Here is a 23,632-nt window from a genome sequence, read left to right as displayed (position 1 = left end):
TAGCCTGAGCCGTCGCCGCGACGCGCGGTGCCCGCCCCTCTGCTGGAGTCCCCGATGCCCCGTTTCCGTCCGGCCCTCGCGCCGCGCAAGTCGCTGATCGCCGTGCTGCTCGCCCTGTCGCTCGCCGCCGGCGGCGCGGTCGCCGGCCCGGAAGAGGACGCGCGCGCGGGCAATGCGCTGCGGGTCCTCAACGAAGTCCAGGCGATTCCCGAGTCGGCGATCCCGGACAAGCTGCTGGACGAGGCGCGCGCGATCGTGGTCATCCCCGATACGCTCAAGGTCGGGCTGGTGCTCGGCGGCCGCCGCGGCCACGGGCTGCTCTCGGTGAAATCGCCCGACGGCACCTGGTCCAGCCCCAGCTTCGTCAAGCTCACCGGCGGCAGCATCGGGTTCCAGGCCGGGGTGCAGTCGGCCGACGTGGTGCTGGTGTTCCGCAACGACCGCAGCCTGGAGTCGATCGTCAACGGCAAGGTCACGCTGGGCGCCGATGCCGGCGTGGCCGCAGGTCCGGTGGGCCGCAACGCCGCGGCCGCCACCGACGGCCAGCTCAAGGCCGAGATCTGGTCGTGGTCGCGCGCGCGCGGCCTGTTCGCCGGTGTCGCGCTCGATGGTGCGGTGCTGCAGATCGACGACGATGCCAACCAGGCGGTCTACGGCACCAACACCACGGCGCGCATGGTGTTCGAGGGCCGCGCCCCCCAGGCGCCCTCGAACGCCGTGGTCGCCTTCCGCGACCAGCTGGAGGAAGCCACCGCGGCCGCGCGCGTGGCGCGCGGAACCGGCGGCGCGCCCGCCCCGGCGCCGGTCGCCACGTCCGTCGCGAATGGGCCGGCGCCAGCCACCACCTCCACCGCGCCGCTGTCCCCGCCTCCGGCCACCGATCCGGTGCCGCAGCCGTTCGAACCGGTTCAGGACAATCCCGCCACCGTCGAACCATTGCCGGAAACGCCCTGACCGCGCCCGACCGCCGCCCGGCCGGGTGCCGTCCGGCCCCGGACCTGTGGCACGTTCGCACCGGACCGGGTGGAGTATCCTGAGTCCTTCCTCACGGTTTCGCGGGAACATGCAATGGGTAGTTTCAGCATCTGGCATTGGCTGATCGTGCTGGTCGTGGTGCTGCTGGTGTTCGGCACCAAGCGCCTGCGCGGCGCCGGCCGCGACCTGGGCGAGGCGGTGAAGGGCTTCAAGAAGGGCGTGGCCGACGACGACAAGCCGGCCGGCGAACTCGACCACCAGTCGACGTCCAGGCCGCAGGAACGCGAAGACACCGTGTCGGGCAAGCCCCGGCAGGACGACACCGTCTCGCGCTGACGCCGCGCAACCGCGGCCGCCGCCATGTTCGACATCGGCTTCACCGAACTGCTGCTGATCGCGGTGGTCGCACTGGTCGTGCTCGGTCCCGAGCGCCTGCCCAAGGCGGCGCGCTTCGCCGGGCTGTGGGTGCGGCGCGCGCGCGCGCAATGGTTCTCGGTGAAGTCCGAACTCGAGCGCGAGCTGGCAGCCGAGGAACTCAAGCGCAGCCTGCACGATGCGAAGCAGGCCGCTTCGCGGCTGCAGGACACGATGCGCGAGACCGAGGACGAAGTGCAGGCGAAGGTGCGCGCGGCCGAGGCGGAGGCGCGGCGCGAGATCGAGAGCATGCGCCGCCAGGCGAGCGGCGCACCCGGCGCTACAGCGGCTGCCCCATCGTTGCCCGCTGCCGCGCAGGAAGAAGCCGCGACGCGCGCGCGGCGCTTCGACGCCCCGCCCGCCACGGATCCGCCGCCGCTGGCGCACGAGGACGCGACCGACGCCGGGGAGGCGCCGGCGCCCGCAGATGCGTCGACCGGCGCAGAAGACGCACCGCTGCGCGAGACACCCGCCCCCGCCGAACCACCGCGCCAGGCCGGATTGCCCGGTTTCGCTCACGACACGGATCCGGACGATGGCCGTGGACGCTGAACACGACGACGGCGCCAGCAGCCTGATCGAGCACCTGGTCGAGCTGCGCAGCCGCCTGCTGCGCGCGATCGTGGGCTTGGCGATCGCGCTGTTCGCGCTGCTGCCGTTCGCCAACCGGCTCTACGGCTGGTTCGCGCAGCCGCTGCTGGACAAGCTGCCCGAGGGCGCGCAGCTGATCGCGGTGGAAGTCGCCTCGCCGTTCTTCGCCCCGCTCAAGCTGGCCCTGTTCGCGGCGGTGCTGGTGACCATGCCGTGGCTGCTCTACCAGGCCTGGGCATTCGTCGCGCCCGGCCTGTACAAGCGCGAGAAGCGGCTGGCGCTGCCGCTGCTGGTCTCGGCGGTGGCGCTGTTCTACGCCGGCTGCGCGTTCGCGTTCTTCCTCGTGCTGCCGGCGGTGTTCGGTTTCCTCACCGCGGTCACGCCCGACGGCGTCGCGATGATGACCGACATCAACGCCTACCTGAACTTCGTGCTGGTGATCTTCCTCGCCTTCGGCATCAGCTTCGAGCTGCCGGTCGCGCTGGTGATCCTGGTGCTGCTGGGCTGGGTGACGCCCGCCCAGCTGCGCGAATGGCGCGGCTACGCGGTGGTCGGCATGTTCGTGCTGTCGGCGATCATCACGCCGCCCGACGTGGTGTCGCAGCTGATGCTGGCGATCCCGATGTGCCTGCTGTACGAGGCCGGGATCCTCGCCGCGCGCATGGTCGCGCCGAGGTCCGGGGCCGACGCCGACGCGGAAGCCAGCGACGGCCCATGAGCGCGCCGCCGCGGCCCGCTGCGGGACCGGCGGTACCGGCCGCGTTCCTGCGCCGCTGCGCCGCCTGGACCATGGACATGATGGTGCCGCTGCTGGCCGCGCTCGGGCTGTGCGCCGGCCGGATCGCCGACGGCGCGGCACGCGCCGCGGCGGCGTTCGATGCGCTGGCGCACGCGATGGCGCGCGCGATGGTCGACCTGCTGATGGCGGACGCCACGCCGTTCGACCTCGCGCGGCGCTGGCTGGACGATCCGGTGCAGCGGACGGCCATCACCGCCCTGTCCGACGCCATCGCCGCCACCGTGTGGCCGCCGCTGGCGCTGGCCGCACTGCTGGCGCTGGCCTGGTTCGCGGCATTCGAAGCCTCGGCGTGGCAGGCCACGCCGGGCAAGCGCGCGCTCGGCCTGCGCGTGGCGGATACCCGCGGCAAGCGCATCGGCATCGCGCGAGCGGCCCTGCGCCATCTCGCCGGCGCGCTGTCGTGGGTCACGCTCAACATTGGCCACCTGCTGGCGCTGGTGCCGCCGCGACGCCAGGCCCTGCACGACCGCGTCGCAGGGACGCAGGTGACGCAGGCACCGGGCACCGGCGGACGCCTGCCGGCATGGGCGATCGCGTGGTTATGCCTGCAGGTCGCACTGGCCATCGTCATCACCGCGTGGCTGTTCCTCGCCGCGCACGCCGCGATGCAGCAGGCCTTCGACGCATTGCTGTAGGCGCGTCGTCATCGGCGCCCGTGACGCCATGCGCGCGGAGTCGTCTCCCGTCATGCGGCTCCTGCCCTCCCCCTGGCCTGCAGCGGGAGTGGTCACGAGAGTCGCAAGCGCGCGGCGCGCTTCCTTCCCCGTCTGGCGGGGCATTGCGCCCTTCACGGGTGGAAGAGGCCGAAGGCGGATGGGGCATGCCGACGTGCGCAGGCCCTGGCCCGCGCGACGCCCCTCCCCCTCAACGGCATCGCAAGCTGGAGCGGGGCGAACGCAGATGCCGGATCGTCAGGTCACCCGTCGCGCCTGCAGCGGCCCGAACGCGCATCGCGCCGATCCCGGCTCAGAGTTCGACCTGGTTGTCCGGCAGCGGCGGCGGCGACACAGGCTCGGCGCACACGTCGCGCCACATGTGGTACATCACGCCGAACATCACCACGTACATCAGCAGGATCATGCCCAGGTACACGGGCGCGACCAGCAGGATCGCCAGCGCCGGATGCACCAGGCCGCCGATCAGCGCCAGCAGGCCGCCGACGAGCAGCACCAGCAGCATCAGCGCGAACAGCGCCACGATCGACAGGATCGCCAGCACCACGATCGGCAGCAGGTTCTTCAGCGAGCCGGTGAGCCCGTCGCCGATCGCCGGCAGCACGCCGCGTCCGCCCAGCGCCACCTGTCCGAAGCCGATCGCGTAGGCCCCACCCAGGAACAGGCCGAACAGCAGGCCCAGTGCCACCACCATGCCGAGGCCATCCGGGGGCGCGGGGATGTCGTCGGGTTGCACCGGCTTCCCGCCTGACTCCATGCTCAGCTGCATCAGCTGCATGTACCACTCCGGCAGGCCCTGGCCGAAGGTGCCGATCAGGGTGCCGAACACGGCCAGGTACAGCGCCGTCATCAGCAGCCCGAAACCGATCAGGCGACCGCCGCCCTGGCCGGAACGGAACGCGTCGAACACCGCGGTCGGCGCCGCGGGCCGGCCACGCTCGGCCGCGTCGATCACCCGCAGCGCTCCGCCGATCAGCAGCGGGAACACCACCAGCGACACCAGCGTGCTCAGGCCGATCACCGTCAGCAGGGCATCCGGGCTCGCGCCCAGGCCCGACTGCGCGGCCATCTGCACGATGCTCGGCACCAGCGCCACCGCCGCGACCAGCGCGATCGCGCCGATCACCGCCTTGGGGTTGTGGCGCCCGAGGTTGACCGCCCGTGCCAGCCAGGACCAGCCTGCGCCCGGCCCCATCGTCCGCGTCGACATGACGTACTTACCGATCTGCTGAAGTGGCCCGCGCCACGATGGCGACATGCTACTGCATCGCCCACAGCCGCATGGTCAGCGAGCGACCGGAACGAAGATGACCAGATGCTTGATTCCGCGGTCGTAGCCGCCACCGATCCTCGCCAGATCGGTGCCGGGGGCAATGGTGTAGGCGAGCTGCGCCGCCTGCAGTGCCGGATATTCCGCCCTGAGCAACGGCAGGTCGCGTTCGGACCTGTCGCGAAGCCGCACATTTTCCCAGTCCGCATCGAAATGCAGATTCCCGAGGTAGGACGCCTTGCCGCGTTCGACCAGGAATTCGATCCCGACCGGCTCCTCCGAATTCGACCCGATGCTTCCCTGATCGACCCGCCATCCGGTGATGCGGTAGGTGCCTGCGGGCAGAGCGACCACATAGCCGCCCCCGCGCTGCGCTGGCATTTGCCCGGTCGAGAACGCCTTGTCGTCCGCCGGTTGCATGCACGGAAACATCGAGCACCCGAACCCCACCGCGTGCTTGCGCCCGGTGGCCGACGACTCGATCGTCAGCAGATGCCGGCCGGTACCGCTTTCGTAGGACACGCTGCCGACCACCAGACCCTCCTGTCCGTCGGGGTCGAAACGGTAGTTGCGACTGACGCTGCCGCAGCCCGCGAGCAACGCCGCGACCGCCGCCAGCCACACGATCCTGATCATCGTCGAGCCCCTTGGATGCGCCGGGCAGCGGCGCCCCGGGATCCTACTCCGCCGGCGGCAGCACCGTCAGCACTTCCTCCACCGTGGTCACGCCCTGGGCGACCTTCTCGGCGCCGGCCATGCGCAGGGTGCGCAGGCCTTCGCCGACCGCAGCGCGGGTGAACGTGGCCAGCTCCATGTCCGGGCGGACCAGCGCGCGCAGCAGCGGGGTGACCGGCATCAGTTCGTAGATGCCGACGCGGCCGAGGTAGCCGGTGTTGCGGCATTCCAGGCACCCGACCGGGCCGTTGGCGGTGGTCGGCACCGGCGGCGCGTGAGGGCCCGGCAGCAGCGCGTGCCAGGCTTCGGCGGTGAGTTTCTTCGGCGCCTTGCAGTGCGGGCACAGGGTGCGGACCAGGCGCTGGGCGAGGATGCCGTTGAGCGTGCTGGCGATCAGGTAGTGCGGCAGGCCGAGGTCGAGCAGGCGGGTGATCGCCGAGGGCGCGTCGTTGGTGTGCAGCGTGGACAGCACCAGGTGGCCGGTGAGCGAGGCCTGCACCGCCATCTGCGCGGTGTCGAGGTCGCGGATCTCGCCGATCATGATGATGTCGGGGTCCTGGCGCAGCAGGGTGCGCACGCCCTGGGCGAAGGTCAGGTCGATCTGATGGTGCACCTGCATCTGGTTGAGCTCGACCGCGATCATCTCGATCGGGTCCTCGACCGTGCACACGTTGACGTCGCTGGTGGCCAGGCGCTTGAGCGTCGAATAGAGCGTGGTGGTCTTGCCCGAACCGGTGGGGCCGGTGACCAGCACGATGCCGTGCGGACGGTTGGTCAGCTCGTGCCAGGTCTCGGCCTCGTCCTGGTCGAAGCCAAGCTGCTCGATCGACTTGAACGCGGTATCCGGGTCGAAGATGCGCATCACGCACTTCTCGCCGAACGCGGTGGGCATGGTCGACAGGCGCATCTCCACCTCGCGCCCGCCGGGCGAGCGGGTCTTGATGCGGCCGTCCTGCGGGCGCCGGCGCTCGGCCAGGTCCATGCGACCGAGCACCTTGATGCGCGAGACCACCGCGGTCATCACCGGCGGCGGCATCTCGAACACCTTGTGCAGCACGCCGTCGATGCGGAAGCGCACCCGGCCGACGTCGCGGCGCGGCTCGAGGTGGATATCGGAGGCGCGCTGCTCGTAGGCGTACTGCAGCAGCCAGTCGACGATGTTGACGATGTGATGGTCGTCGGCATTGACGTCGCCGGCGCGGCCGAGTTCGACCAGTTGCTCGAAGCTCGGCGCATGCGAGGTCTTCTCGCCGCCGCCGTCGGCCTGGGCGCCGCGCACCGAGCGGGTAACCCCGAAGAACTCCATCGTGTAGCGATGCAGGTCGAGCGGGTTGGCGACCACCAGCTCGATCTCGCGCCGCAGCAGGCGCTGGATGTCCGGCAGCCAGTCCAGCGCCATCGGCTCGCTGGTGGCGATGCGGGCGCGGTCGGCGGTGACCTCCACCGGCAGGATGCGGTGGCGGCGCGCATAGGCGTGCGAGACCAGTTCGGTGACCTCGGCCACGATGATCTTCGTGGGGTCGATGCGCAGGTATGGCCTGCCGCTGGCATTGGCCAGCCACTCGGTCAGCGCTTCGAGCCCCAGCTCGCTGCCCGGGCGCTGGGCCGACGGCAGCTTGAGGTTGGCCAGCAGCACCAGCGGATGCACCGCATCGAGTCCGCGCACGTGGCGTGCGCTGGCGCGCGCATGTTCGGCGTCCTTCGGCGTGAGCACGCCGTCGGCCAGAAGCGCGGCGATCACCGGCTCCAGCGCCAGCCTGCCCGGCGGCAGGCGCGCGGGAGCAGGCACGGTGCGCATGGCGAACGGTTCGTTCAAGGGCTGGCTCCGGTGCCGGAATGCCGGCCGCTGCGAGGTCCGCCGCTATACTAGCGCGCCCGCGAAAACCGCCGATCCAGACGCGCCGCCGATGACCGGACCCACGTTCCAGGAACTGATCACCCGCCTCAACACGTATTGGGCGGCGCAGGGCTGCGTGCTGATCCAGCCGCTGGACCTGGAGGTCGGTGCCGGCACCTTCCATCCGGCGACCTTCCTGCGCGCGCTGGGGCCCGAGCCGTGGAACGCGGCCTACGTGCAGCCCTCGCGCCGCCCCACCGACGGCCGCTACGGCGAGAACCCGAACCGCCTGCAGCATTACTACCAATACCAGGTGGTGATGAAGCCCAACCCGGACAACATCGTCGAGCTGTACTTCGGCTCGCTGAAGGAACTGGGCATCGATCCGCAGCGGCACGACCTGCGCCTGGTCGAGGACAACTGGGAATCTCCCACGCTCGGCGCCTGGGGCCTGGGCTGGGAGGTGTGGCTCAACGGCATGGAAGTCACCCAGTTCACCTACTTCCAGCAGGCCGGCGGCCTGGAATGCCGCCCGGTGCTGGGCGAGATCACCTACGGCCTCGAGCGGCTGTGCATGTACCTGCAGGCCTGCGACAACGTCTACGACCTGGTCTGGACGCGCGGACCGCAGGGCGTGGTGACCTATGGCGACGTGTTCCTGCAGAACGAACGCGAGCAGAGCGCGTACAACTTCGAGCATGCGGACGTGGCCGAACTGTTCCACCGCTTCGATGCGTGCGAGGCCGAGGCACTGACATTGGTCGAGGCCGGCCTGCCGCTGCCCGCCTACGACCAGGTGTGCAAGGCCAGCCACAGCTTCAACCTGCTCGACGCGCGCCGTGCGATCTCCGTCACCGAGCGCCAGCGCTACATTCTGCGCGTGCGCAGGCTGGCCCAGGCCGTGGCGCAGGCGTACTACGCCCAGCGCGAGAAGCTCGGCTTCCCGGGCCTGAAGCAGGCGCCCGCCACGCAGCAGGACGCGTCGTGATCCTGATCGGCATGTACGACTCGTCCTACACGCGCCGGGTGGCGATCGCCATGGCGCTGTACGGCATCGGGTTCGAGCACCGCGCCTGGTCGGTGGGACGCGACTTCGACCGCATCCGCGAATACAACCCGCTCGGACGCGCGCCGACGCTGGTGCTCGACGACGGCGAGGTGCTGACCGAATCGGCCATGATGCTCGACTACCTCGACGACCTGGTCGGCCCCGACCGCGCGCTGATGCCCGCCACCGGCCGCGACCGGCGCGACGCCCAGCGCCTGATCGCACTGGCCACCGGCGCGATCGACAAGGCGATCCTGATCGCGCTCGAACGCATCTTCCGCCCGGTGGAGCAGCACAGCCAGGCCTGGCTCACGCGCTGCCGGGTGCAGGTGGAGGGCGCGCTCGGCGAGCTGGAGAAGGCCTGCGTCGCGCGCGGCGAGGCGCCCTGGCTGGTCGGCGATGCGATGACCCACGCCGACATCGCCGTCGCCTGCTACACCACCCACCTGCGCGAGGCGATCCCGCTCGACCTCGCGCCGTGGCCGGCGCTGCGCGCGCACGTGGACCGCTGCGAGGCGCTGGAGGTGTTCCGCCGCCACTACAGCCCGTTCTCCGCCCCGACCCCGCAGGCCACTCCCGCATGAGCACCGCTCCGATGCCGCCGCTGCTGATCGAACTGGGCACCGAGGAACTGCCCGTGCAGGCGCTGCCGGGCCTGGCGCAGGCGCTGTTCGATGGCGTGCTGGCGGCGCTGGAACGGCGCGGGATCGCGGTCGAGCGCGGCGAAGCGAAGCCGCTGTACACGCCGCGACGGCTCGCGGTGCTGCTGCCGGGCGTGGCGGCCGAACAGACGCAGCAGGCCTCCGAAGTATTCGGCCCGTACGTCAACATCGCGCTCGACGCCGATGGCCAGCCGACCAAGGCGCTGCAGGGCTTCGCGGCCAAGGCCGGCGTCGAGTGGACCGCGCTCGAACGCACGAGCGACGCCAAGGGCGAGCGCTTCGTGCACCGGTCGGTGCGCGCCGGTGCGAAGACCGCCGCGCTGCTGCCCGAAGTCCTGCACGAGGCGATCGCTGCCATGCCGATCCCCAGGCCCATGCGCTGGGGCGACCACGACTACGCGTTCGCGCGCCCGGTGCAGTGGCTGGTCATGCTGCTGGGCGGCGACGTGGTGGACGGCGGCGTGTTCGGCGTGCGCGCCGACCGCATGAGCCGCGGCCACCGCTTCCTGCACGACAAGCAGGTGTGGATCGCGACGCCGCAGGACTACGTCGACGCGCTGCGCGGGGCCAAGGTGCTGGTGGACCCGGACGAGCGCCGCGCGCGCATCGTCGCGCAGGTGGAGGCGGCCGCCGCGGCGGCCGGTGGGTCCGCGCGCATCGGGGACGACAACCTGCGTCAGGTGGTGTGCCTGGTCGAATGGCCGAAGGCGGTGTCGTGCACGTTCGAGGACGACTACCTCGCCGTGCCGCAGGAAGCGCTGGTGGCGACGATGGAGGCCAACCAGAAATTCTTCCCGGTGCTCGACGGCGCGGGGCGGCTGACCGCGCGCTTCATCGGCGTCGCCAACGTCGACCCGGCCGACGACAGCGAGATCCGCACCGGCTACGAGCGCGTGATCCGCCCGCGCTTCGCCGACGCGCAGTTCTTCTTCGTCGAGGACATGAAGCAGGGCCTGGCGTCGATGAACGCCGGGCTGGCGAACGTGACCTACCAGGCGAAGCTGGGCACGGTCGCGGACAAGGTGCAGCGGGTGGCCGCGCTGGCCGAGGCGATCGCGCCGCAGGTCGGCGTGGACGCCGCGCTGGCCGGACGCGCCGCCTCGCTGTCGAAGGCCGACCTGCAGTCGCGGCTGGTGAACGAGTTACCCGAGTTGCAGGGGATCGCCGGCCGCCACTACGCGATGCAGGACGCGGCGCTGTCGGACCTGTCGCACGCCGACCGCGAGGCGGTGGCGAACGCGATCGACGAGGCCTGGCAGCCGCGCTTCGCTGCCGACGACATCGCGCTGTCCCCGCTGGGCAAGGTCCTGGCGATCGCCGAACGTCTGGACACGCTGGCCGGCGGCTTCGCCGCGGGCCTGAAGCCGACCGGCAACAAGGATCCGTTCGCGCTGCGGCGCAATGCGCTGGGGCTGGCGCGGACGGTGATCGAGAGTGGGTTGGATCTGGACCTGAAGGATTTTCTCTATAAGGCGGGCGAACTGGCGATGTTCGCGATGTCGGATGTCGTGCTTCGCACAAAGGCCGATGCCGCAAGCGCAGCCGCCGCTGCAGGAGTGGATACGTCTAAGTCGCACTCCAACCTCAGATCTTTACGGTCTGCGCAACTGGACGAGCTCTACGACTTCATCCTCGACCGCCTCCGCGGCTACTACGCCGACAAGGGCGTTCCCGCATCGCACTTCAACGCCGTCGCGCAGCTGCGGCCCGCGTCGCTCTACGACCTCGACCGCCGCATCGCTGCCATCGGCACCTTCGCCCAGCTCCCCGAGGCCGAGGCCCTGGCGGCGGCGAACAAGCGCATCCTCAACCTGCTGAAGAAGGCCGAGGGCGAGCTGCCCACGAACGTCGATCGCACGCTGCTGCGCGAACCGGCCGAGCGCGCGCTGGCCGAAGCGGTGGAAGCGGTGTATGCCGAGACGGGCGCGTCGCTCGCCCGCGGCGACTACGTCGACGTGCTCTCGCACCTGGCGCGGCTGCGGCCGCAGGTGGACGCCTTCTTCGACGCGGTGATGGTCAACGTCGAGGACGCCGACCTGCGCCGCAACCGCCTGGCGCTGCTCAGGCGCCTGGCCGACCGCCTGGGCAGCGTCGCCGCGATCGAGCACCTGTCGGCCTGATCGCCCGCATCGCGGTGGCGCGGAGACCGCGTGTCCCGTCTCCGCCGGGGCGCGGCGACTGCTTCGTCCGGCTTGCGCCCAGGGCAGCGGACGACGGGCCGTCGCCCTTCCGAAAACGCAAGATGCCCCCGCGCCGCGCACCCCTCGCGCGACCCTTGCGTTAATCGCGTCTTGATCCGCCTCCGGTATCCTGCGCCGATGCGCCTCCCCCACCGCATCTTCCTCGCCGCGCTGTGCCTGTTCGCGTCCGGCACTGCGCATGCGGTCGAGGTCGGCCAGGTCACGATCCTGGGCCTGGACGAGGAGATGACGGAGAACGTGCGCGTCTCGCTCTCGCTCGTGGATTCGGTGGGGCAGGACGTGAGCGGCCGGCGCATGGCCTACCTGGTGCGCACGGCAGAGGAGGAGGCGCGCGAGGCGCTGGAACCGTTCGGCTTCTATTCGCCCGGCATCGAGGTCGAGCGCAACCGCGTCAACGGCAGCGTCTCGGTGACCATCCGGGTCGACCCTGGCGAGCCGGTGCGGGTGCGCAACAACGACATCGCGATCATCGGCGAGGGTGGGCAGGACCGTTACCTGCAGGACGACATCGACGCCTTCATCCCCTCGGACGGCGCCGTCTTCAACCATGCCGACTACGAGGCGAGCAAGATCCGCATCAGTCGCCGCCTGACGGAGCGCGGCTACTTCGACGCCGACTTCTCGTCGCGGCGGGTGGAGGTGACGCGCGCCGAGCAGGCAGCCGACGTCGAACTGGTCTGGACCAGCGGCGACCGCTACGACATGGGCCCCACGACCTTCGAGCAGGAGCGCACCATCGTGCGCGACGACCTGCTGCGCAACCTCGTGTACTGGGAAGAAGGCGATTACTACCACCAGGGCCGCCTGGACCGGCTGCGCACCTCGCTCACGCGCCTGGACTACTTCGGCGACATCGAGATCACGCCCGAACCGGAGAACGCGGTCGACAAACGCGTGCCGGTGACCGTGCGGCTGACGCCCGCCAAGCGCAGCATCTACACCGCCGGCCTGAGTTACGGCACCGACAGCGGCGCCGGCGTGCGTCTGGGCGTGGAACGCCGCTACGTCAACACCCGCGGCCACAAGGCGCTGGCGCAGCTGGACTACGCGCAGAAGCGCAAGACGCTGACCCTGCAGTACCGCATCCCCGCCTTCGCCTGGCGCGACGGCTGGTACACCATCAGCGCCCAGGCCTACGACGAGCAGACCGACTACATCGACACCCGCAAACTCGAGCTGGTCGGCAGCCGCAGCGGCGAGTTCAACCGCCACCTCACCCTGACCGCGTCGATCCACGCATTGCGCGAACGCTGGCTCTACTACGTCGCCGACGACGGCGAGGGCGCGCTGTCGGAACCGGACTACCGCTACGCCACGTTCACCTATCCCTCGGTGCGCGCCGACTACGTCAACGTCGACGACCGGGTGTTCCCGCGCGGCGGCATCGGCGGGTCGCTGACCCTGCGCGGCGGCCTCGACGGCGCCGGCTCCGACGCGAGCTTCGTGCAGGTGCACGCGCGGGCGAGCACGTTCAAGGGGATCGGCGAGAACAGCCGCCTGATCATCCGCGGCGAGGCCGGCTACACCTCCACCAGCGCGCTTGTGGACCTGCCGCCGAGCCTGCGCTTCTACGCCGGCGGCGACCGCAGCATCCGCGGCTACGAGTGGCGCGAGGTGGGCCCGCGCATCGAGACCGACGAAGGCCTGTATTCCACCGGCGCCAGGAACGTCTTGACCGCGAGCGTCGAGTTCGAGCACTACTTCCTCGGCCCCTGGGGCGCGGCGGTGTTCGTCGATAGCGGCAGCGCGTTCGACGGCACCTCGCCCGACTGGCGCACCGGCGTGGGCGTCGGCGCGCGCTGGCGTTCCCCGGTGGGCCCGGTGAAGATCGACATCGCACGCGGGCTGGACGATCCGGATTCGCCGTTCACCCTCGGCCTGAGCATCGGCGCGGAGTTCTGACATGGCCTTCCGCCGACGCCCGCGCCTGCCCGACGACCTGACGCCCGAGGAACGCGAACGCCGCATCGCCGAACTGCGCGAGCGCCGCCGCCGGCGGCTGCGGGTGCTGGCGATCCGCAGTGCGATCGGCACCGCCGCGCTGGTGGTGCTGGGCGCTGCACTGGTGTACTGGCTGCTGGCGACCTTCGGCGGCCGCGACTTCCTGCTGGCGCGCATCGCCGGGGCGCTGCCCGAGGGCACCCGGCTCACCTGGGCGCGCGCGGAGGGCCCGGCCGCCGGCCCGCTGGTGCTGCACGACGTGCGCTACGTGCAGCGGGGCTGCCCGGATGTCGATGGCGAACCGGTGGCCTACGGCCAGTGCGAGACCCCGACCGTACTCACCTTCACCGCGCGCCGGGTGATGATCGACCCGGAGATCACGCCGCTGGTCGGCCGGCGCCTGCGACTGGACGCGATGGACGTGGACGGCGCGACGCTCGACCTGCCGGCCAGCGCCGACGAGCCGTTCGAGATGCCGACCTGGCCCGAGGTCCTGCCGCGGATCAACCTGCCCCTGTCGCTCGAGTCCGACACCATCCGCGTCGACGGCCTGCGCGTGAGCCGCGCCGGCGCGGCGCTGATCGACATCGCGACGATCCGCGGCGGTATCGATGCGCGCCAGGGCGAACTGCACGTGGCGTCGCTGGTGGTCGACAGCGACCGCGGCCGCTTCACCGTCGATGGCGTGTACGCCCCCGACGACCACTACCGCACCGACCTCACCGCCAGCGCACTGCTGCCCGCGCCCTTCCCGCGCCCGCGCCCGCGCATCGGCGTGGTCGCGCGTGGCGACCTGGACGCAATGGACGTCGCCATCGTCGGACACGTGCCCGATCCGCTGCGCGCGCAGCTCACGCTGCGCGGCAAGCGCTGGACACTGCGCGCCGGCTCGGACGCACTCGACCCCGGACTGCTGGCCGGCAGCGGCGAACCCGGCACGCCGATCGCGTTCTCGCTGTCCGCCGACGGCATAGGCGGCGCCGCGGACCTGCGCGGCACCTTCCGCCAGGGCACGCTGGAGGCGGTGCTGCAGCCCTCGAAGATCAGGCTTGAGGACCAGGTGCTGTCGCTGCAGCCGCTGGTGTTTGACGTCTTCGACGGACGCATCCGCGCCAGCGGACAAGGCGATTTCCGCGAGCCGCGCGACGCGCGCTTCCAGTTCGCGATCAACGCGCGCGGACTGCGGTTCGGCGGCACGACGGAGACGGCCGATCCCGAGCCGGCCGATCCCGCGCCCGCGATCGGCGTCGACGCCGACTTCGGCATCGCCGGCCGCAGCCGCGACTGGACCGCCACCGGCAAGGCCACGCTCGAACGCGATGCGCTGCAGGCCGCGGTCGATTTCACCGGTCGCGGCAACCTGGAACGCCTGCGGCTGCAGACGCTGCGCGCGACCATGCCCTCGGGCACGCTCGACGCGACCGGCGAGGCCGCCTGGGCGCCGGTCCTGGGCTGGCGCATCGACGCGGCACTGGCCGGCTTCGACCCCGGGTACTTCGCGCCCGGCTGGGATGGCGCGGTCGATGGCCAGCTGGCCAGCACCGGCGCGACGCGCGCCGACGGTGGCCTGGACATCACGGTCGACGCCGACTCGCTCGGCGGCACCCTGCGTGGGCGCCGCCTCGGTGGCCAGGCGCGCGTGGCGATCCTTGGCCCGGCCACCGGCAGCACCCGCACCGACTACGAGGGCGAGGTCGCGCTCAGCCTCGGCGACAGCCGGCTGGAGGCGGACGGCTTCGTGCGCGAGACGCTCGAACTCGACGCGCGCTTCGCGCCGCTCGACCTCGCCGACCTGCTGCCCGACGCGTCCGGCATGCTGCGCGGCACGCTGCAGGCGCGCGGCACGCGCAGCGCGCCGGACCTCGAGGCCGACCTCACCGGCAGCGGCCTGCGCTGGGGCGACTACGCCGCGCAGTCGCTGCGCGCACAGGGGCGGATGCCGTGGTCGCGCGCCAATGGCGCCCTGGTGCTGGAAGGCAGCGGCGTGCAGGCAGGCGTGGCGCTCGACAGCGTGCGGATCGACGCGCGCGGGGCGGTCGAGGATCTCCAGCTGGACGCACAGGCGCGCAGCGAAGCGCTGGGCACCCTCGCGCTGCAGGGCACGGCACGACGGCGCGGCACGCGCTGGAGCGGCGCGCTGGGTGCGTTCGAGTTGCAGCCCACGCGGGGCGCGACCTGGCGCCTGCAGGCGCCGGCGCAGTACACCGTCGACGGCGCGGACTGGACGCTCACGCGCAGCTGCTTCGCCGCGTCCGACGGCGGTTCGCTCTGCGCCGACGCGCAGTGGCCGCGGCGCGGGCTGCGGGTCGAGGGCACGGGACTGCCGCTGGCGCTGGCCACGCCCTACCTGCCCGAGCGCGAGGGCGGGCGGCCATGGCTGTTGCGCGGCGAGATCGACCTGGATGGCGAACTGCGGCCCGCCGGGCGCGCGTGGCAGGGCAGCGTGTCGGTGCGCTCGGCCGAGGGCGGCCTGCGCAACAGCGAACGCTCGCGCCGGGACCTGCTGCAGTACCGCGACCTGCGGCTCGACGCAGAATTCGACCCGGCACGGATCGAAGCGACGATGGCCACCGTGTTCAACGAGGACGGCCACGTGCGCGCGCGCATCGCCACCGGCTGGGACGCGACCTCGCCGCTGGACGGCGAGATCGTCGCCGATACCGATGAGCTGACCTGGGTGGAGCTGCTGTCGCCCGACATCGTCGAGCCCACCGGACGGCTGAGCGCCAACATCGACCTGGGCGGCACCCGCGGGCAGCCTGCGCTCGGCGGGCAGGCGCGCCTGACGGACTTCAGCACCGAGGTGCCGTCGCTGGGCATCGTGCTCGAACAGGGCGACGTCAGCCTGCTCGCGCAGCCCGACGGCGCCGCGCGCATCACCGGCAGCGTGCGCTCGGGCGAGGGCGTGCTGGCGCTCGACGGCAGCCTGGACTGGCGCGACACCAATGCGCCGCTGCTGCTGCGCGTGCGCGGTGACGACGTGCTGCTGTCGGATACGCGCGACCTGCGCATCGTGGCCGATCCCGAGATCGAGGTGCGCTACGCGGCCGGCCAGCCGCTGTCGGTGTCGGGCACTGTCACCGTGCCCAGCGCGATGCTCGACCTCGAGCGGCTCGAGCGGGGTGTGTCGGTGTCGCCGGATGTGGTGGTGCTCGACCCGGTCGATCCCGACGCAGGCGCCGCATCGCCCCTGCAGCTGGACCTGACCCTGGCGATGGGCGAGGACGTGCGTCTGCGCGGCTTCGGGCTCGACGGAACATTGGGCGGCCGCATGCACGTGCGCGCCCAGCCCGGGCGCGAGATGACCGGCAGCGGGATGCTGGAGGTCGGCGGGCAATACAGTGCCTATGGCCAGAAGCTCCAGGTCACGCGCGGGCGCCTGACGTTCAACGGTCCGGTGTCCGATCCGCTGCTCGACATCCGCGCCGAACGCGAGATCGAGGCGCACGACGTCACCGCCGGCATCAGCGTCACCGGTCGCGCCTCGGCGCCGCAGGCCCAGGTCTGGACCGACCCGGCCACCGACGATTCACAGGCGCTGTCCTATCTCGCGCTCGGTCGTCCGCTGTCGAACCTGTCGAGCACCGAGGGCCGGCAGCTCGACGCGGCGTCGGCGGCGCTCACCGCCGGCGGCAGCATGCTCGCCGGCCAGCTGGGCGCACGGATCGGGCTGGACAACGCGGGCGTGTCGGAATCGCGTGCGCTCGGCGGCAGCGTGCTCGGCTTCGGCAAGCAGCTCTCGCCGCGGCTGTACGTCGGCTTCGGGGTGTCGCTGCTGGGGACCGGCCAGGTACTCACGCTGAAGTACCTGCTGCGCAAGGGCTTCGACGTCGAGATCGAATCGAGCACGCTGGAAAGCCGCGGCTCGATCAACTATCGCCACGAGCGCGACTAGCGCCCGCTGGCGCATCTCCGCATTTCCGGGCGCATGCACGGCGACCGGACACGCGTGCGGCGCCGCCCGGCCGGACGGCGCCGCATCGTCGCAACGCGATCGGATCAGGCGACCGAGCGCTTCTGGCCGCCGTGCTTGCCCTCGTCGATCTCCTCGACCAGCTTGGCGCAGAACGCCGGCAGGTCGTCGGGGGTGCGGCTGGTGATCAGGCCCTGGTCGACGACGACTTCCTCGTCGACCCATTTCGCGCCCGCGTTCTCGAGGTCCTTGCGGATGTTGGGCACCGAGGTCACCGTCCGGCCCTTGAGCACGTCGGCATTGGCCAGGACCCAGGGACCGTGGCAGATCGCCGCCACCGGCTTGCCGGCCTTGAAGAATTCGCGGGTGAAGGCCAGCGCCTGATCGTCCACGCGCAGCGCATCGGGGTTGAACAGGCCGCCGGGGATCACCAGGGCATCGTACTTGCCGGCGTCGGCCTCGGACAGCTTGATGTCGACCGCCACCTGCTCGCCCTTTTCGAAATGCTTGAAGCCCTGGATCTGCCCGGATCCGGGCGAGACCACGTCGACCGTCGCCTCGTGCTGCTTGAGCGCCTTGAGCGGTTCGAGCAGTTCGGACTGTTCGAAGCCGTCGGCGGCGAGGATGGCGACGCGCTTGCCTGCGAGATGACTCATGGTCTTACTCCGTTGGGGGGATGGAGCACGACATGCTGGACCTCGCCCTGCTCACAACGCGCGAAGGCGGCGTGCATGCGGAGTCAACAACACCATGCGTCGCAGGCGTTGCAGCCGCCTGCGCCGTTCATCATCCTGTCCGCTCCGAGGAACCCGCTGCATGCCTGCCCCGTCGCGCTGGACCATCGCCGCCCGCAGCCTCGCCGCCATCGCGCTCGCGGTCGTCTCGATTCCGACCGTGAACCTGGTCGGCGGCTGGCTGTCGGAGGCGGTCGGCCTGCCGCGGGGCGGCACGTTGCGGCTGGCGGTCGACCTGGCCTGGGTGTTCGCGGCGGGCACCACGGGCGCCTTCGTCGGCGTGGCAGCCGCAGCGGTTGCGCGGCGGGCGCACGCGTGGGCGTTCTTCGCGACCTACCTGACCGCCGCCTTGTACGCCGCCATCACCATGGGGGCGGACTTCCCCTCCTGGTTCACGCTCGGGCTGCTCGCGTCGCTGCCGCTGCAGGTGTGGCTGGGCTGGCGGCTGGCCGCAGGCTTTGACCGCAGGCGGCCCGCACGACGCGGACCGCCCGGGGACGCGGCCCGCTAGAACTTCCAGCCCACCCGCGCGTAGTAGAAGCCGCCGTTGAACCCGTAGGGCGAATGCACGGGATAGGCCGCGCCGGCGATCCCGCCCCAGGGATTGTCGTCGGGCGTTTCGTCGAACAGGTTCTGCGCGCCGACGTTGACGTACACACCGTTGGCGAACCTCCAGCCCACCTCGGCGTCGACGATCACCGCGCTGTCCCCGTAGATCGGCAGCCCGCCGTCCTCGGCGCTGATCACGCCGCTGTCGAGGTGGTCCTCGAACCACGATCCGTAGTAGCTCAGCCGCAGGTTGGCGTGGAACACCTCGCGCTGGTGCAGCACGCTGAAGTAACCCTTGGTGGTGGGCAGCGATTCCTCGATCTTGTACACCCGCGCCTCGTCGATGAAGTCGGCGTCGTAGCGGTCGACCTCGGTGCGGTTCCAGTTCGCAGCGAGCGAGAACGTGGTGCTGGCGCCGAACAGTTCGCTCTGGTAGCTGGTGACCACGTCCAGCCCGGTGGTGGTGGTGTCGAAGGCGTTGCCGAAGTAGGTCACCTCGCTCAGCGAAGCGGCCTCGGTCGCGCCCGACTCCACCAGCTGCTCGCGTTCCTCGTCGGTGAGCGCGAAGTAGCGCGAGAGCGCGATCCGGTCCTCGGTCCGGATCCGGTAGGCGTCGGCGGTGAACAGCCAGGGACCGCTGTCGAACACCAGGCCCAGCGAGAGGTTGGTCGATTCCTCGGGCGCCAGCGGTTGCGCACCCTTGAGCTCGGCGATGATGTTGGTCGGCGGCAGGGTGGCGACGTCGCGCAGTTCGGTGCCGACGAAGGCGGTGGTGATCTGGCTGACGTTCGCCTGCCCCGGCGTCGGCGCGCGGAAGCCGGTGCTGGCGGCGGCGCGCACGGCGAACGCGTCGGTGAAGTCGTAGCGCGCGGTGAGCTTGCCGTTGGTGGTGGTGCCGAAATCGTCGAAATCCTCGTAGCGCAGCGCCGCCGCGAGCAGGAAGCGATCGGTGAACATCGCCTCGACGTCGACATAGGCGGCCCAGTTGCTGCGGCTCCAGGTGCCGGCCGTGCGCGGACTGAAGCCGTTGAAGCCGTTGGAGCCGATGGCGAAGCCCTGCTCGGTCAGCGGCCCGATCCCGGTCGAGGGCGCATCGCCCTGGCGCGTCTGGAATTCCTCATCGCGCCATTCCAGGCCCGCCGCCAGTCGCAGCGGCTCGCTGGTGAAACCGGTGGCGATGTCCTTGCCGATGTCGAAGTTGACGCCGGTCTCGGTCTGCACGTTGCCGCCCGGCCGGAAGAAATAGCCCGATGGCTGGGCCGGGCCGAGCGAGGCGTTGACCGTGTTGTAGATGTAGAAGTCGATCTCGTTCCTGCCGTAGCTGACGCTCGCGTCCCACGACCATCCGTCGCCCCACATGCCGCGCAGGCCGCCCGTCACCGACATGTCCTCCAGCTCGCCGCCGAAGCGCGGGGTGAAGCCGCCCGGGAACAGCGACAGGAACGAGAAGCAGTCGCCCGGCAGCGCCGCCACCGCACCGCTCACCGTCGCGTAAGGCAACAGGTTGCCGTCGGCATCGCGCAGCGCGATCGTCGGACAGGCCGCGCCGCTGGGCGAACCCACCAGCAGCGTCTGCCCGCCGTCGTTGGTGTAGACGCCCGAACGTCCGGTCGGACTGCGGTAGTAGAACCCGCCGTCGATCTCGCGCTGCGCGTAGTTGCCGAACAGGTAGGCCTCGACGCTTTCCCCCGTGATCCCGAGGTTGGCGACGAACTTCGCGTCCTCCTTCACCTCGGGCGAGCCCCAGACCTGCGCCGGTACCGGCACCGCCGGATAGCCGGCGGCGATCGCCTCGGCGGCATCGTCGCGCTGCACGCTGCGCGACGTCGGATCGGCCTGGCGCCATTCCGCGGTGAAGGTGGCGAAGCCGCTGGCGGTGAGCGGCATACCGATCTGCGCGCTGTAGACCTGCGAGAATCCGTCGCCCTCGTAATACTCGCCGGCGAAAGCTTCCACGGCGCCGCCCGTGTCGAGCCGCTTGAGGCTGAAGTTGAGCACGCCGGCGATCGCATCGGAGCCGTACTGCGCCGCGGCGCCGTCGCGCAGCACTTCCACCTGCTCCAGCGCCAGCGACGGGAACACCGAGATGTCCGGACCCTGCGACCCGTCCGACAGGCCATGGCCCAGGAAGGTGATCACCGCCGAGCGGTGGAAGCGCTTGCCGTTGACCAGCACCAGGGTATTGTCCGGCGGCAGCCCGCGCAGGTTGGCCGGGCGTACCAGGCTGGCCGCGTCGTCGATCGGGATGGTGCTGACGTTGAACGAGGGCACCACCACGCGCAGCTGGTCGAGCGCATCGGTGGCGCCCTGGTTGCGGAACTCATCGCCGCCGATGATGTCGATCGGCACCGCCGACGAGGACACCGAACGCGGCTTGTTGCGCGAGCCGAGTACGGACACCGTGTCCAGGGTGGCGGCGTCCGAACCGGCGGTTCCGTCGGTGGGCGGCGGGGTCTGCGCCATGGCGGTGGCGCCTGCGGCCAGGGTGGCGAGAACCAGGGCCGAGCGGATCGCGATGGCCAGCGGGGTGCTGGAAATTCGAAGCGTCGTGCACGCGCGTGCATTGATCATGGGCGGAGTCCTTGCGAGTGGGAGGTCGCCCGGCTCCCCCCACAGGACCGGCGCGGGGACCTGCGGTCCCCACGCAAGAATTAACAGGTTTGAAACATCCCGACGCGACGGGGATCACAGTTCCACCGGACGAAACACGCGGAAAACGACCGGAATGGCGACCGCCGCCCGGCGGTTCCGCGAACGTGCCGCGACTAGCCGCGCCGCGGCAGCGCCGCGAGGATCGCCCACAGGCCGCCGACGCCGGCGACCCAGGAGGACAGCGGCACGCCGAGGAAGGCAGGGCCGCCGGCCTCGAGCGCGTACAGCACCGCGGCGGCGATCAGCAGGCCGACGCCGAGGATCGCGGCGACGATCCGCCGCTGCATGGTCTTGAGCGTCTGCGTGATCTCGACGATGTCGCGCGAACGCATGCGCAGTTCGTGCCGCCCTTCGACCTGCTGCTGCAGCCACGCGTGCAGCAGGCGCGGCACCTCCGGCGCGCGGGTGACCATCTCGGGCATGCGCTTGCGGAACTCGGCCGCCAGGCGCTGGGGACTGTAGCGCTCGACCAGGATGCGCTCGAGCACCGGTCGCGCCACCGCCCAGATGTCGATCTTCGGGTCCAGCAGGCGGCCGATGCCCTCGATCGTCAGCAGGGTCTTCTGCATCAGGATCAGCTGCGGCTGCAGGGTCAGCTCGTAGCGCTGCGCGGTGCGGAACAGCTTGCCCAGCACCTCGCCGAGCGAGATCTCCGACAGCGGCCGGGTGAAGTACGGCTCGCACACGGCGCGCGCGGCGGCCTCGAGTTCGTCGATGCGGATATGCGCGGGCATCCAGCCGGCCTGCACGTGCAGCTCGGCCACGCGCCGGTAGTCCTTGTTGAAGATCGCCATGAAGTTCTCGGCGAGGTAGTACTGGTCCTCGCTGGAGAGCTGGCCCATGATCCCGAAATCCAGCGCGATGAAGCGCGGGTTGTCGCGACGTTCCGGGTCGACCCAGATGTTGCCGGCGTGCGCGTCGGCATGGAAGAAGTTGTCGCGGAACACCTGGGTGTAGAACACGCGCACGCCCTTGGCGGCCAGCGCGCGGCGGTCGATGCCGGCGGCATCCAGCGCGGCGATGTCGTCGCTGTTGATGCCGCGCACGCGCTCGAGCGTGAGCACGCGCTGCGCGGTGTGGGTCCAGATCGGCTCGGGCACGTACAGGTCGGCCGAATCGAGCCAGTGGCGGCGCAGCACCGAGGCGTTGGCGCCTTCGCGCTGCAGGTCGAGCTCGGCCGCCAGCGTGTTCTCGATCTCGGCCACGATCTCGCGCGGGCGGATCTTGTCGGCATTGGGATGGGTGCGGTCGACCAGTGCGGCGAGGCTGCCGAGCAGGGCGACGTCGCCCGCGATCTGCTTCTCGATCCCGGGCCGCAGCACCTTCACCACCACCTCGCGCGGCGGCGCGTCGCCCACCGGGTGCAGGGTGGCGGCGTGCACCTGCGCGATCGAGGCCGAAGCCAGCGGCGCGGTCTCGAACGCGGCGTACAGCGTGGCCACCGGCGCACCGAGTTCGGACTCGACGATCGCGCGCGCGGCGTCGCCATCGAATGGAGCGACCTGATCCTGCAGCAGCGAAAGCTCGTCCACCAGGTCCGGCGGCAGCAGGTCGCGTCGGGTGGAGAGGATCTGCCCGAACTTGACGAAGATCGGCCCCAGTTCCTGCAGCGCCAGCCGCAGGCGCGCACCGCGCGACTGGGCCGCGATCGCGGCCTGCGCGCGCGGCACGAACGGCCGCATCAGCTTCAGCCAGCGCTCGGCGGGGGTCTGGTCGAGCAGGTCGTCCAGCCGGTAGCGCAGCAGCACGCGGCCGATGCGTGCGGCGCGCAGGACGGTGTTCACGCCCCGGTCCCGACCCGCGCGCCCATCCGCGCGACGCGCGCGGCGAGGCGATCGACGTCCTCGCGCAGCACGTCGACGTCGTCGAGGAACGCGTCGAGTTCGGCGCGCGCGACCACGTCGCGCGATTCCTCGGTCACGTACTCGGCCGCGCTCTGCGCCAGGTTGCGCCCGACGATGCGCGCCTGTCCCAGCGCACCGGCGAAGGCGTTGGCCAGCTGCACGCCGACCACCTCGCCGAACACGGACACGAACGGCTGCTGCCAGTCCGGGTCGAAGCGTTCGGCCAGGCGCTGCAACTGGCGCGCGAGTTCGGCATCGCCCGAGACCCGCACCCGGCCGACCGGCGCGGCATCATCGCGGCGCAGGAACGGCAACTGCCCGAGCATGCCGGCTAGCGTGGCGCTGACCGCCAGGTCGGGTTCGGACCCGGCGTCCGCGGGGCCGACCACGAGCCGGTCACCCGACACCTGCAGCGACAGGGCGATGGGGGGCGACTGCACCGCCAGCGTGATGCGCCGTCCGTCGAGCCGGCCCAGCGCGTCGCGTGTGTCGGGGTCGAGTGCGATCGCGCGGTTGAGCGCCGCCTCCAGCGCGCGGCCGGCGATCGGCTTGATCGCGTCGAATGGGGAGGGCGGGAAGAGGGCCATGTCGCATTGTAGCGGCTGCCCCGCGTGCCGCGAGGACGTGGATCGGCCATGAAAAAGGGCCCGCCGGTCGGCGGGCCCTTCGCGTTTCGCAATCGCGATGGCGCTAGACGCGCTTGCCGCGCAGCAGCGACACGATCGCCAGGATCACGAACACCACGAACAGGATCCAGGCGATATTGGTGGCCGCGCCGGCGACGCCACTGAAGCCGAGCACGGCGGCAATGAGCGCGATGACGAAGAAGATGACGGCGTATCTGAGCATGGAG

Annotated in this window: 19 protein-coding genes; 11 read left to right on the top strand and 8 right to left on the bottom strand. The window is 71.1% G+C overall.

The window, feature by feature from the left end; translation table 11 throughout:
* The first annotated feature begins 54 nt into the window (after nucleotides 1-54).
* The 5 genes from QFW81_RS14050 to QFW81_RS14030 all read left to right on the top strand — a co-directional run bounded on the left by QFW81_RS14050 (nucleotide 55) and on the right by QFW81_RS14030 (nucleotide 3,414).
* Nucleotides 55-954 (top strand): YSC84-related protein, encoded by a 900-nt coding sequence (locus QFW81_RS14050; protein WP_280579646.1) that lies wholly within the window; start codon nucleotides 55-57, stop codon nucleotides 952-954.
* 114 nt (nucleotides 955-1,068) lie between these two features.
* Entirely contained in the window at nucleotides 1,069-1,311 is a 243-nt protein-coding gene (tatA, locus tag QFW81_RS14045) for a Sec-independent protein translocase subunit TatA (protein WP_280579644.1), read from the top strand.
* Between the two features lie 24 nt (nucleotides 1,312-1,335).
* Complete coding sequence (gene tatB / locus QFW81_RS14040; RefSeq protein WP_280579643.1) at nucleotides 1,336-1,941, top strand: Sec-independent protein translocase protein TatB; 606 nt, start codon at nucleotides 1,336-1,338, stop codon at nucleotides 1,939-1,941.
* Entirely contained in the window at nucleotides 1,925-2,698 is a 774-nt protein-coding gene (gene tatC, locus QFW81_RS14035; protein ID WP_280579642.1) for a twin-arginine translocase subunit TatC, read from the top strand. The genes tatB and tatC overlap by 17 nt, the downstream gene beginning before the upstream one ends.
* Nucleotides 2,695-3,414: an RDD family protein gene (locus tag QFW81_RS14030; protein WP_280579640.1), complete on the top strand. Its 720-nt coding sequence runs from the start codon at nucleotides 2,695-2,697 to the stop codon at nucleotides 3,412-3,414. Before tatC ends, QFW81_RS14030 begins: the two co-directional genes overlap by 4 nt.
* Nucleotides 3,415-3,745: 331 nt before the next feature.
* Here the strand turns inward: QFW81_RS14030 and QFW81_RS14025 are convergent, their stop codons facing one another.
* The 3 genes from QFW81_RS14025 to tfpB form a co-directional block, all read right to left on the bottom strand.
* Entirely contained in the window at nucleotides 3,746-4,663 is a 918-nt protein-coding gene (locus QFW81_RS14025; RefSeq protein WP_280579638.1) for a hypothetical protein, read from the bottom strand.
* Nucleotides 4,664-4,738: 75 nt separating this feature from the next.
* A complete protein-coding gene (locus QFW81_RS14020) occupies nucleotides 4,739-5,359 on the bottom strand; it encodes a hypothetical protein (protein ID WP_280579637.1) in 621 nt (206 codons plus the stop codon).
* Between the two features lie 43 nt (nucleotides 5,360-5,402).
* A complete protein-coding gene (gene tfpB, locus QFW81_RS14015) occupies nucleotides 5,403-7,196 on the bottom strand; it encodes a type IV pilus assembly ATPase TfpB (protein WP_280580533.1) in 1,794 nt (597 codons plus the stop codon).
* Nucleotides 7,197-7,305: 109 nt separating this feature from the next.
* On the opposite strand from tfpB, the gene glyQ reads away from it, so the two are divergent.
* The 5 genes from glyQ to QFW81_RS13990 all read left to right on the top strand — a co-directional run bounded on the left by glyQ (nucleotide 7,306) and on the right by QFW81_RS13990 (nucleotide 16,982).
* Nucleotides 7,306-8,223: a glycine--tRNA ligase subunit alpha gene (gene glyQ / locus QFW81_RS14010; protein WP_280579636.1), complete on the top strand. Its 918-nt coding sequence runs from the start codon at nucleotides 7,306-7,308 to the stop codon at nucleotides 8,221-8,223.
* Entirely contained in the window at nucleotides 8,220-8,867 is a 648-nt protein-coding gene (locus tag QFW81_RS14005) for a glutathione S-transferase family protein (protein WP_280579635.1), read from the top strand. Before glyQ ends, QFW81_RS14005 begins: the two co-directional genes overlap by 4 nt.
* On the top strand, nucleotides 8,864-11,065 hold the full coding sequence (gene glyS, locus QFW81_RS14000) for a glycine--tRNA ligase subunit beta (protein WP_280579634.1): 2,202 nt from the start codon (nucleotides 8,864-8,866) through the stop codon (nucleotides 11,063-11,065). The genes QFW81_RS14005 and glyS overlap by 4 nt, the downstream gene beginning before the upstream one ends.
* 198 nt (nucleotides 11,066-11,263) lie before the next feature.
* Entirely contained in the window at nucleotides 11,264-13,048 is a 1,785-nt protein-coding gene (locus QFW81_RS13995; protein ID WP_280579633.1) for an autotransporter assembly complex protein TamA, read from the top strand.
* A gap of 1 nt (nucleotide 13,049) precedes the next feature.
* The gene (locus QFW81_RS13990; protein WP_280579631.1) at nucleotides 13,050-16,982 is read left to right on the top strand and encodes a translocation/assembly module TamB domain-containing protein; all 3,933 of its coding nucleotides are present in this window, start codon (nucleotides 13,050-13,052) and stop codon (nucleotides 16,980-16,982) included.
* A 104-nt stretch (nucleotides 16,983-17,086) separates the two neighbouring features.
* Here QFW81_RS13990 and QFW81_RS13985 read toward each other — a convergent pair whose 3' ends face one another.
* Complete coding sequence (locus tag QFW81_RS13985) at nucleotides 17,087-17,656, bottom strand: type 1 glutamine amidotransferase domain-containing protein (RefSeq protein ID WP_280579630.1); 570 nt, start codon at nucleotides 17,654-17,656, stop codon at nucleotides 17,087-17,089.
* A 160-nt stretch (nucleotides 17,657-17,816) separates the two neighbouring features.
* Here QFW81_RS13985 and QFW81_RS13980 point away from each other — a divergent pair, with 160 nt between their 5' ends.
* Nucleotides 17,817-18,245: a hypothetical protein gene (locus QFW81_RS13980; RefSeq protein WP_280579629.1), complete on the top strand. Its 429-nt coding sequence runs from the start codon at nucleotides 17,817-17,819 to the stop codon at nucleotides 18,243-18,245.
* On the opposite strand, the gene QFW81_RS13975 is transcribed toward QFW81_RS13980, so the two are convergent.
* The 4 genes from QFW81_RS13975 to QFW81_RS13960 all read right to left on the bottom strand — a co-directional run bounded on the left by QFW81_RS13975 (nucleotide 18,242) and on the right by QFW81_RS13960 (nucleotide 23,628).
* The gene (locus QFW81_RS13975; RefSeq protein WP_280579628.1) at nucleotides 18,242-20,854 is read right to left on the bottom strand and encodes a TonB-dependent receptor plug domain-containing protein; all 2,613 of its coding nucleotides are present in this window, start codon (nucleotides 20,852-20,854) and stop codon (nucleotides 18,242-18,244) included. The genes QFW81_RS13980 and QFW81_RS13975 overlap by 4 nt on opposite strands.
* Before the next feature lie 194 nt (nucleotides 20,855-21,048).
* Nucleotides 21,049-22,719, bottom strand: a complete 1,671-nt coding sequence (gene ubiB / locus QFW81_RS13970; RefSeq protein ID WP_280579626.1) for a ubiquinone biosynthesis regulatory protein kinase UbiB — start codon at nucleotides 22,717-22,719, stop codon at nucleotides 21,049-21,051.
* Nucleotides 22,716-23,366 carry a ubiquinone biosynthesis accessory factor UbiJ gene (locus tag QFW81_RS13965; protein WP_280579624.1) on the bottom strand — a complete coding sequence of 217 codons (651 nt, stop codon included), beginning with the start codon at nucleotides 23,364-23,366 and terminating at the stop codon, nucleotides 22,716-22,718. Before QFW81_RS13965 ends, ubiB begins: the two co-directional genes overlap by 4 nt.
* A 103-nt stretch (nucleotides 23,367-23,469) precedes the next feature.
* A complete protein-coding gene (locus QFW81_RS13960; RefSeq protein WP_149102795.1) occupies nucleotides 23,470-23,628 on the bottom strand; it encodes a DUF1328 domain-containing protein in 159 nt (52 codons plus the stop codon).
* Nucleotides 23,629-23,632 lie beyond the last annotated feature (4 nt).

The sequence above is a fragment of the Luteimonas kalidii genome, assembly GCF_029887935.1.
GTDB lineage: Bacteria > Pseudomonadota > Gammaproteobacteria > Xanthomonadales > Xanthomonadaceae > Luteimonas > Luteimonas kalidii.
Note: the sequence above shows the minus strand (reverse complement) of the source record. Positions and strands in the feature narration are given on the sequence as shown.

Bases quoted from the DNA above. Each gene is read 5' to 3' on its own strand.
- tfpB (WP_280580533.1), bottom strand. From the start codon at position 7,196: ATGCGCACCGTGCCTGCTCCCGCGCGCCTGCCGCCGGGCAGGCTGGCG.
- tatA (WP_280579644.1), top strand. From the start codon at position 1,069: ATGGGTAGTTTCAGCATCTGGCATTGGCTGATCGTGCTGGTCGTGGTG.
- QFW81_RS14020 (WP_280579637.1), bottom strand. From the start codon at position 5,359: ATGATCAGGATCGTGTGGCTGGCGGCGGTCGCGGCGTTGCTCGCGGGC.
- QFW81_RS13960 (WP_149102795.1), bottom strand. From the start codon at position 23,628: ATGCTCAGATACGCCGTCATCTTCTTCGTCATCGCGCTCATTGCCGCC.
- tatC (WP_280579642.1), top strand. From the start codon at position 1,925: ATGGCCGTGGACGCTGAACACGACGACGGCGCCAGCAGCCTGATCGAG.
- QFW81_RS14050 (WP_280579646.1), top strand. From the start codon at position 55: ATGCCCCGTTTCCGTCCGGCCCTCGCGCCGCGCAAGTCGCTGATCGCC.
- QFW81_RS13975 (WP_280579628.1), bottom strand. From the start codon at position 20,854: ATGATCAATGCACGCGCGTGCACGACGCTTCGAATTTCCAGCACCCCG.
- QFW81_RS14030 (WP_280579640.1), top strand. From the start codon at position 2,695: ATGAGCGCGCCGCCGCGGCCCGCTGCGGGACCGGCGGTACCGGCCGCG.
- QFW81_RS13995 (WP_280579633.1), top strand. From the start codon at position 11,264: ATGCGCCTCCCCCACCGCATCTTCCTCGCCGCGCTGTGCCTGTTCGCG.
- QFW81_RS13985 (WP_280579630.1), bottom strand. From the start codon at position 17,656: ATGAGTCATCTCGCAGGCAAGCGCGTCGCCATCCTCGCCGCCGACGGC.
- QFW81_RS14025 (WP_280579638.1), bottom strand. From the start codon at position 4,663: ATGTCGACGCGGACGATGGGGCCGGGCGCAGGCTGGTCCTGGCTGGCA.
- glyS (WP_280579634.1), top strand. From the start codon at position 8,864: ATGAGCACCGCTCCGATGCCGCCGCTGCTGATCGAACTGGGCACCGAG.
- QFW81_RS13990 (WP_280579631.1), top strand. From the start codon at position 13,050: ATGGCCTTCCGCCGACGCCCGCGCCTGCCCGACGACCTGACGCCCGAG.
- QFW81_RS13980 (WP_280579629.1), top strand. From the start codon at position 17,817: ATGCCTGCCCCGTCGCGCTGGACCATCGCCGCCCGCAGCCTCGCCGCC.
- glyQ (WP_280579636.1), top strand. From the start codon at position 7,306: ATGACCGGACCCACGTTCCAGGAACTGATCACCCGCCTCAACACGTAT.
- tatB (WP_280579643.1), top strand. From the start codon at position 1,336: ATGTTCGACATCGGCTTCACCGAACTGCTGCTGATCGCGGTGGTCGCA.
- QFW81_RS13965 (WP_280579624.1), bottom strand. From the start codon at position 23,366: ATGGCCCTCTTCCCGCCCTCCCCATTCGACGCGATCAAGCCGATCGCC.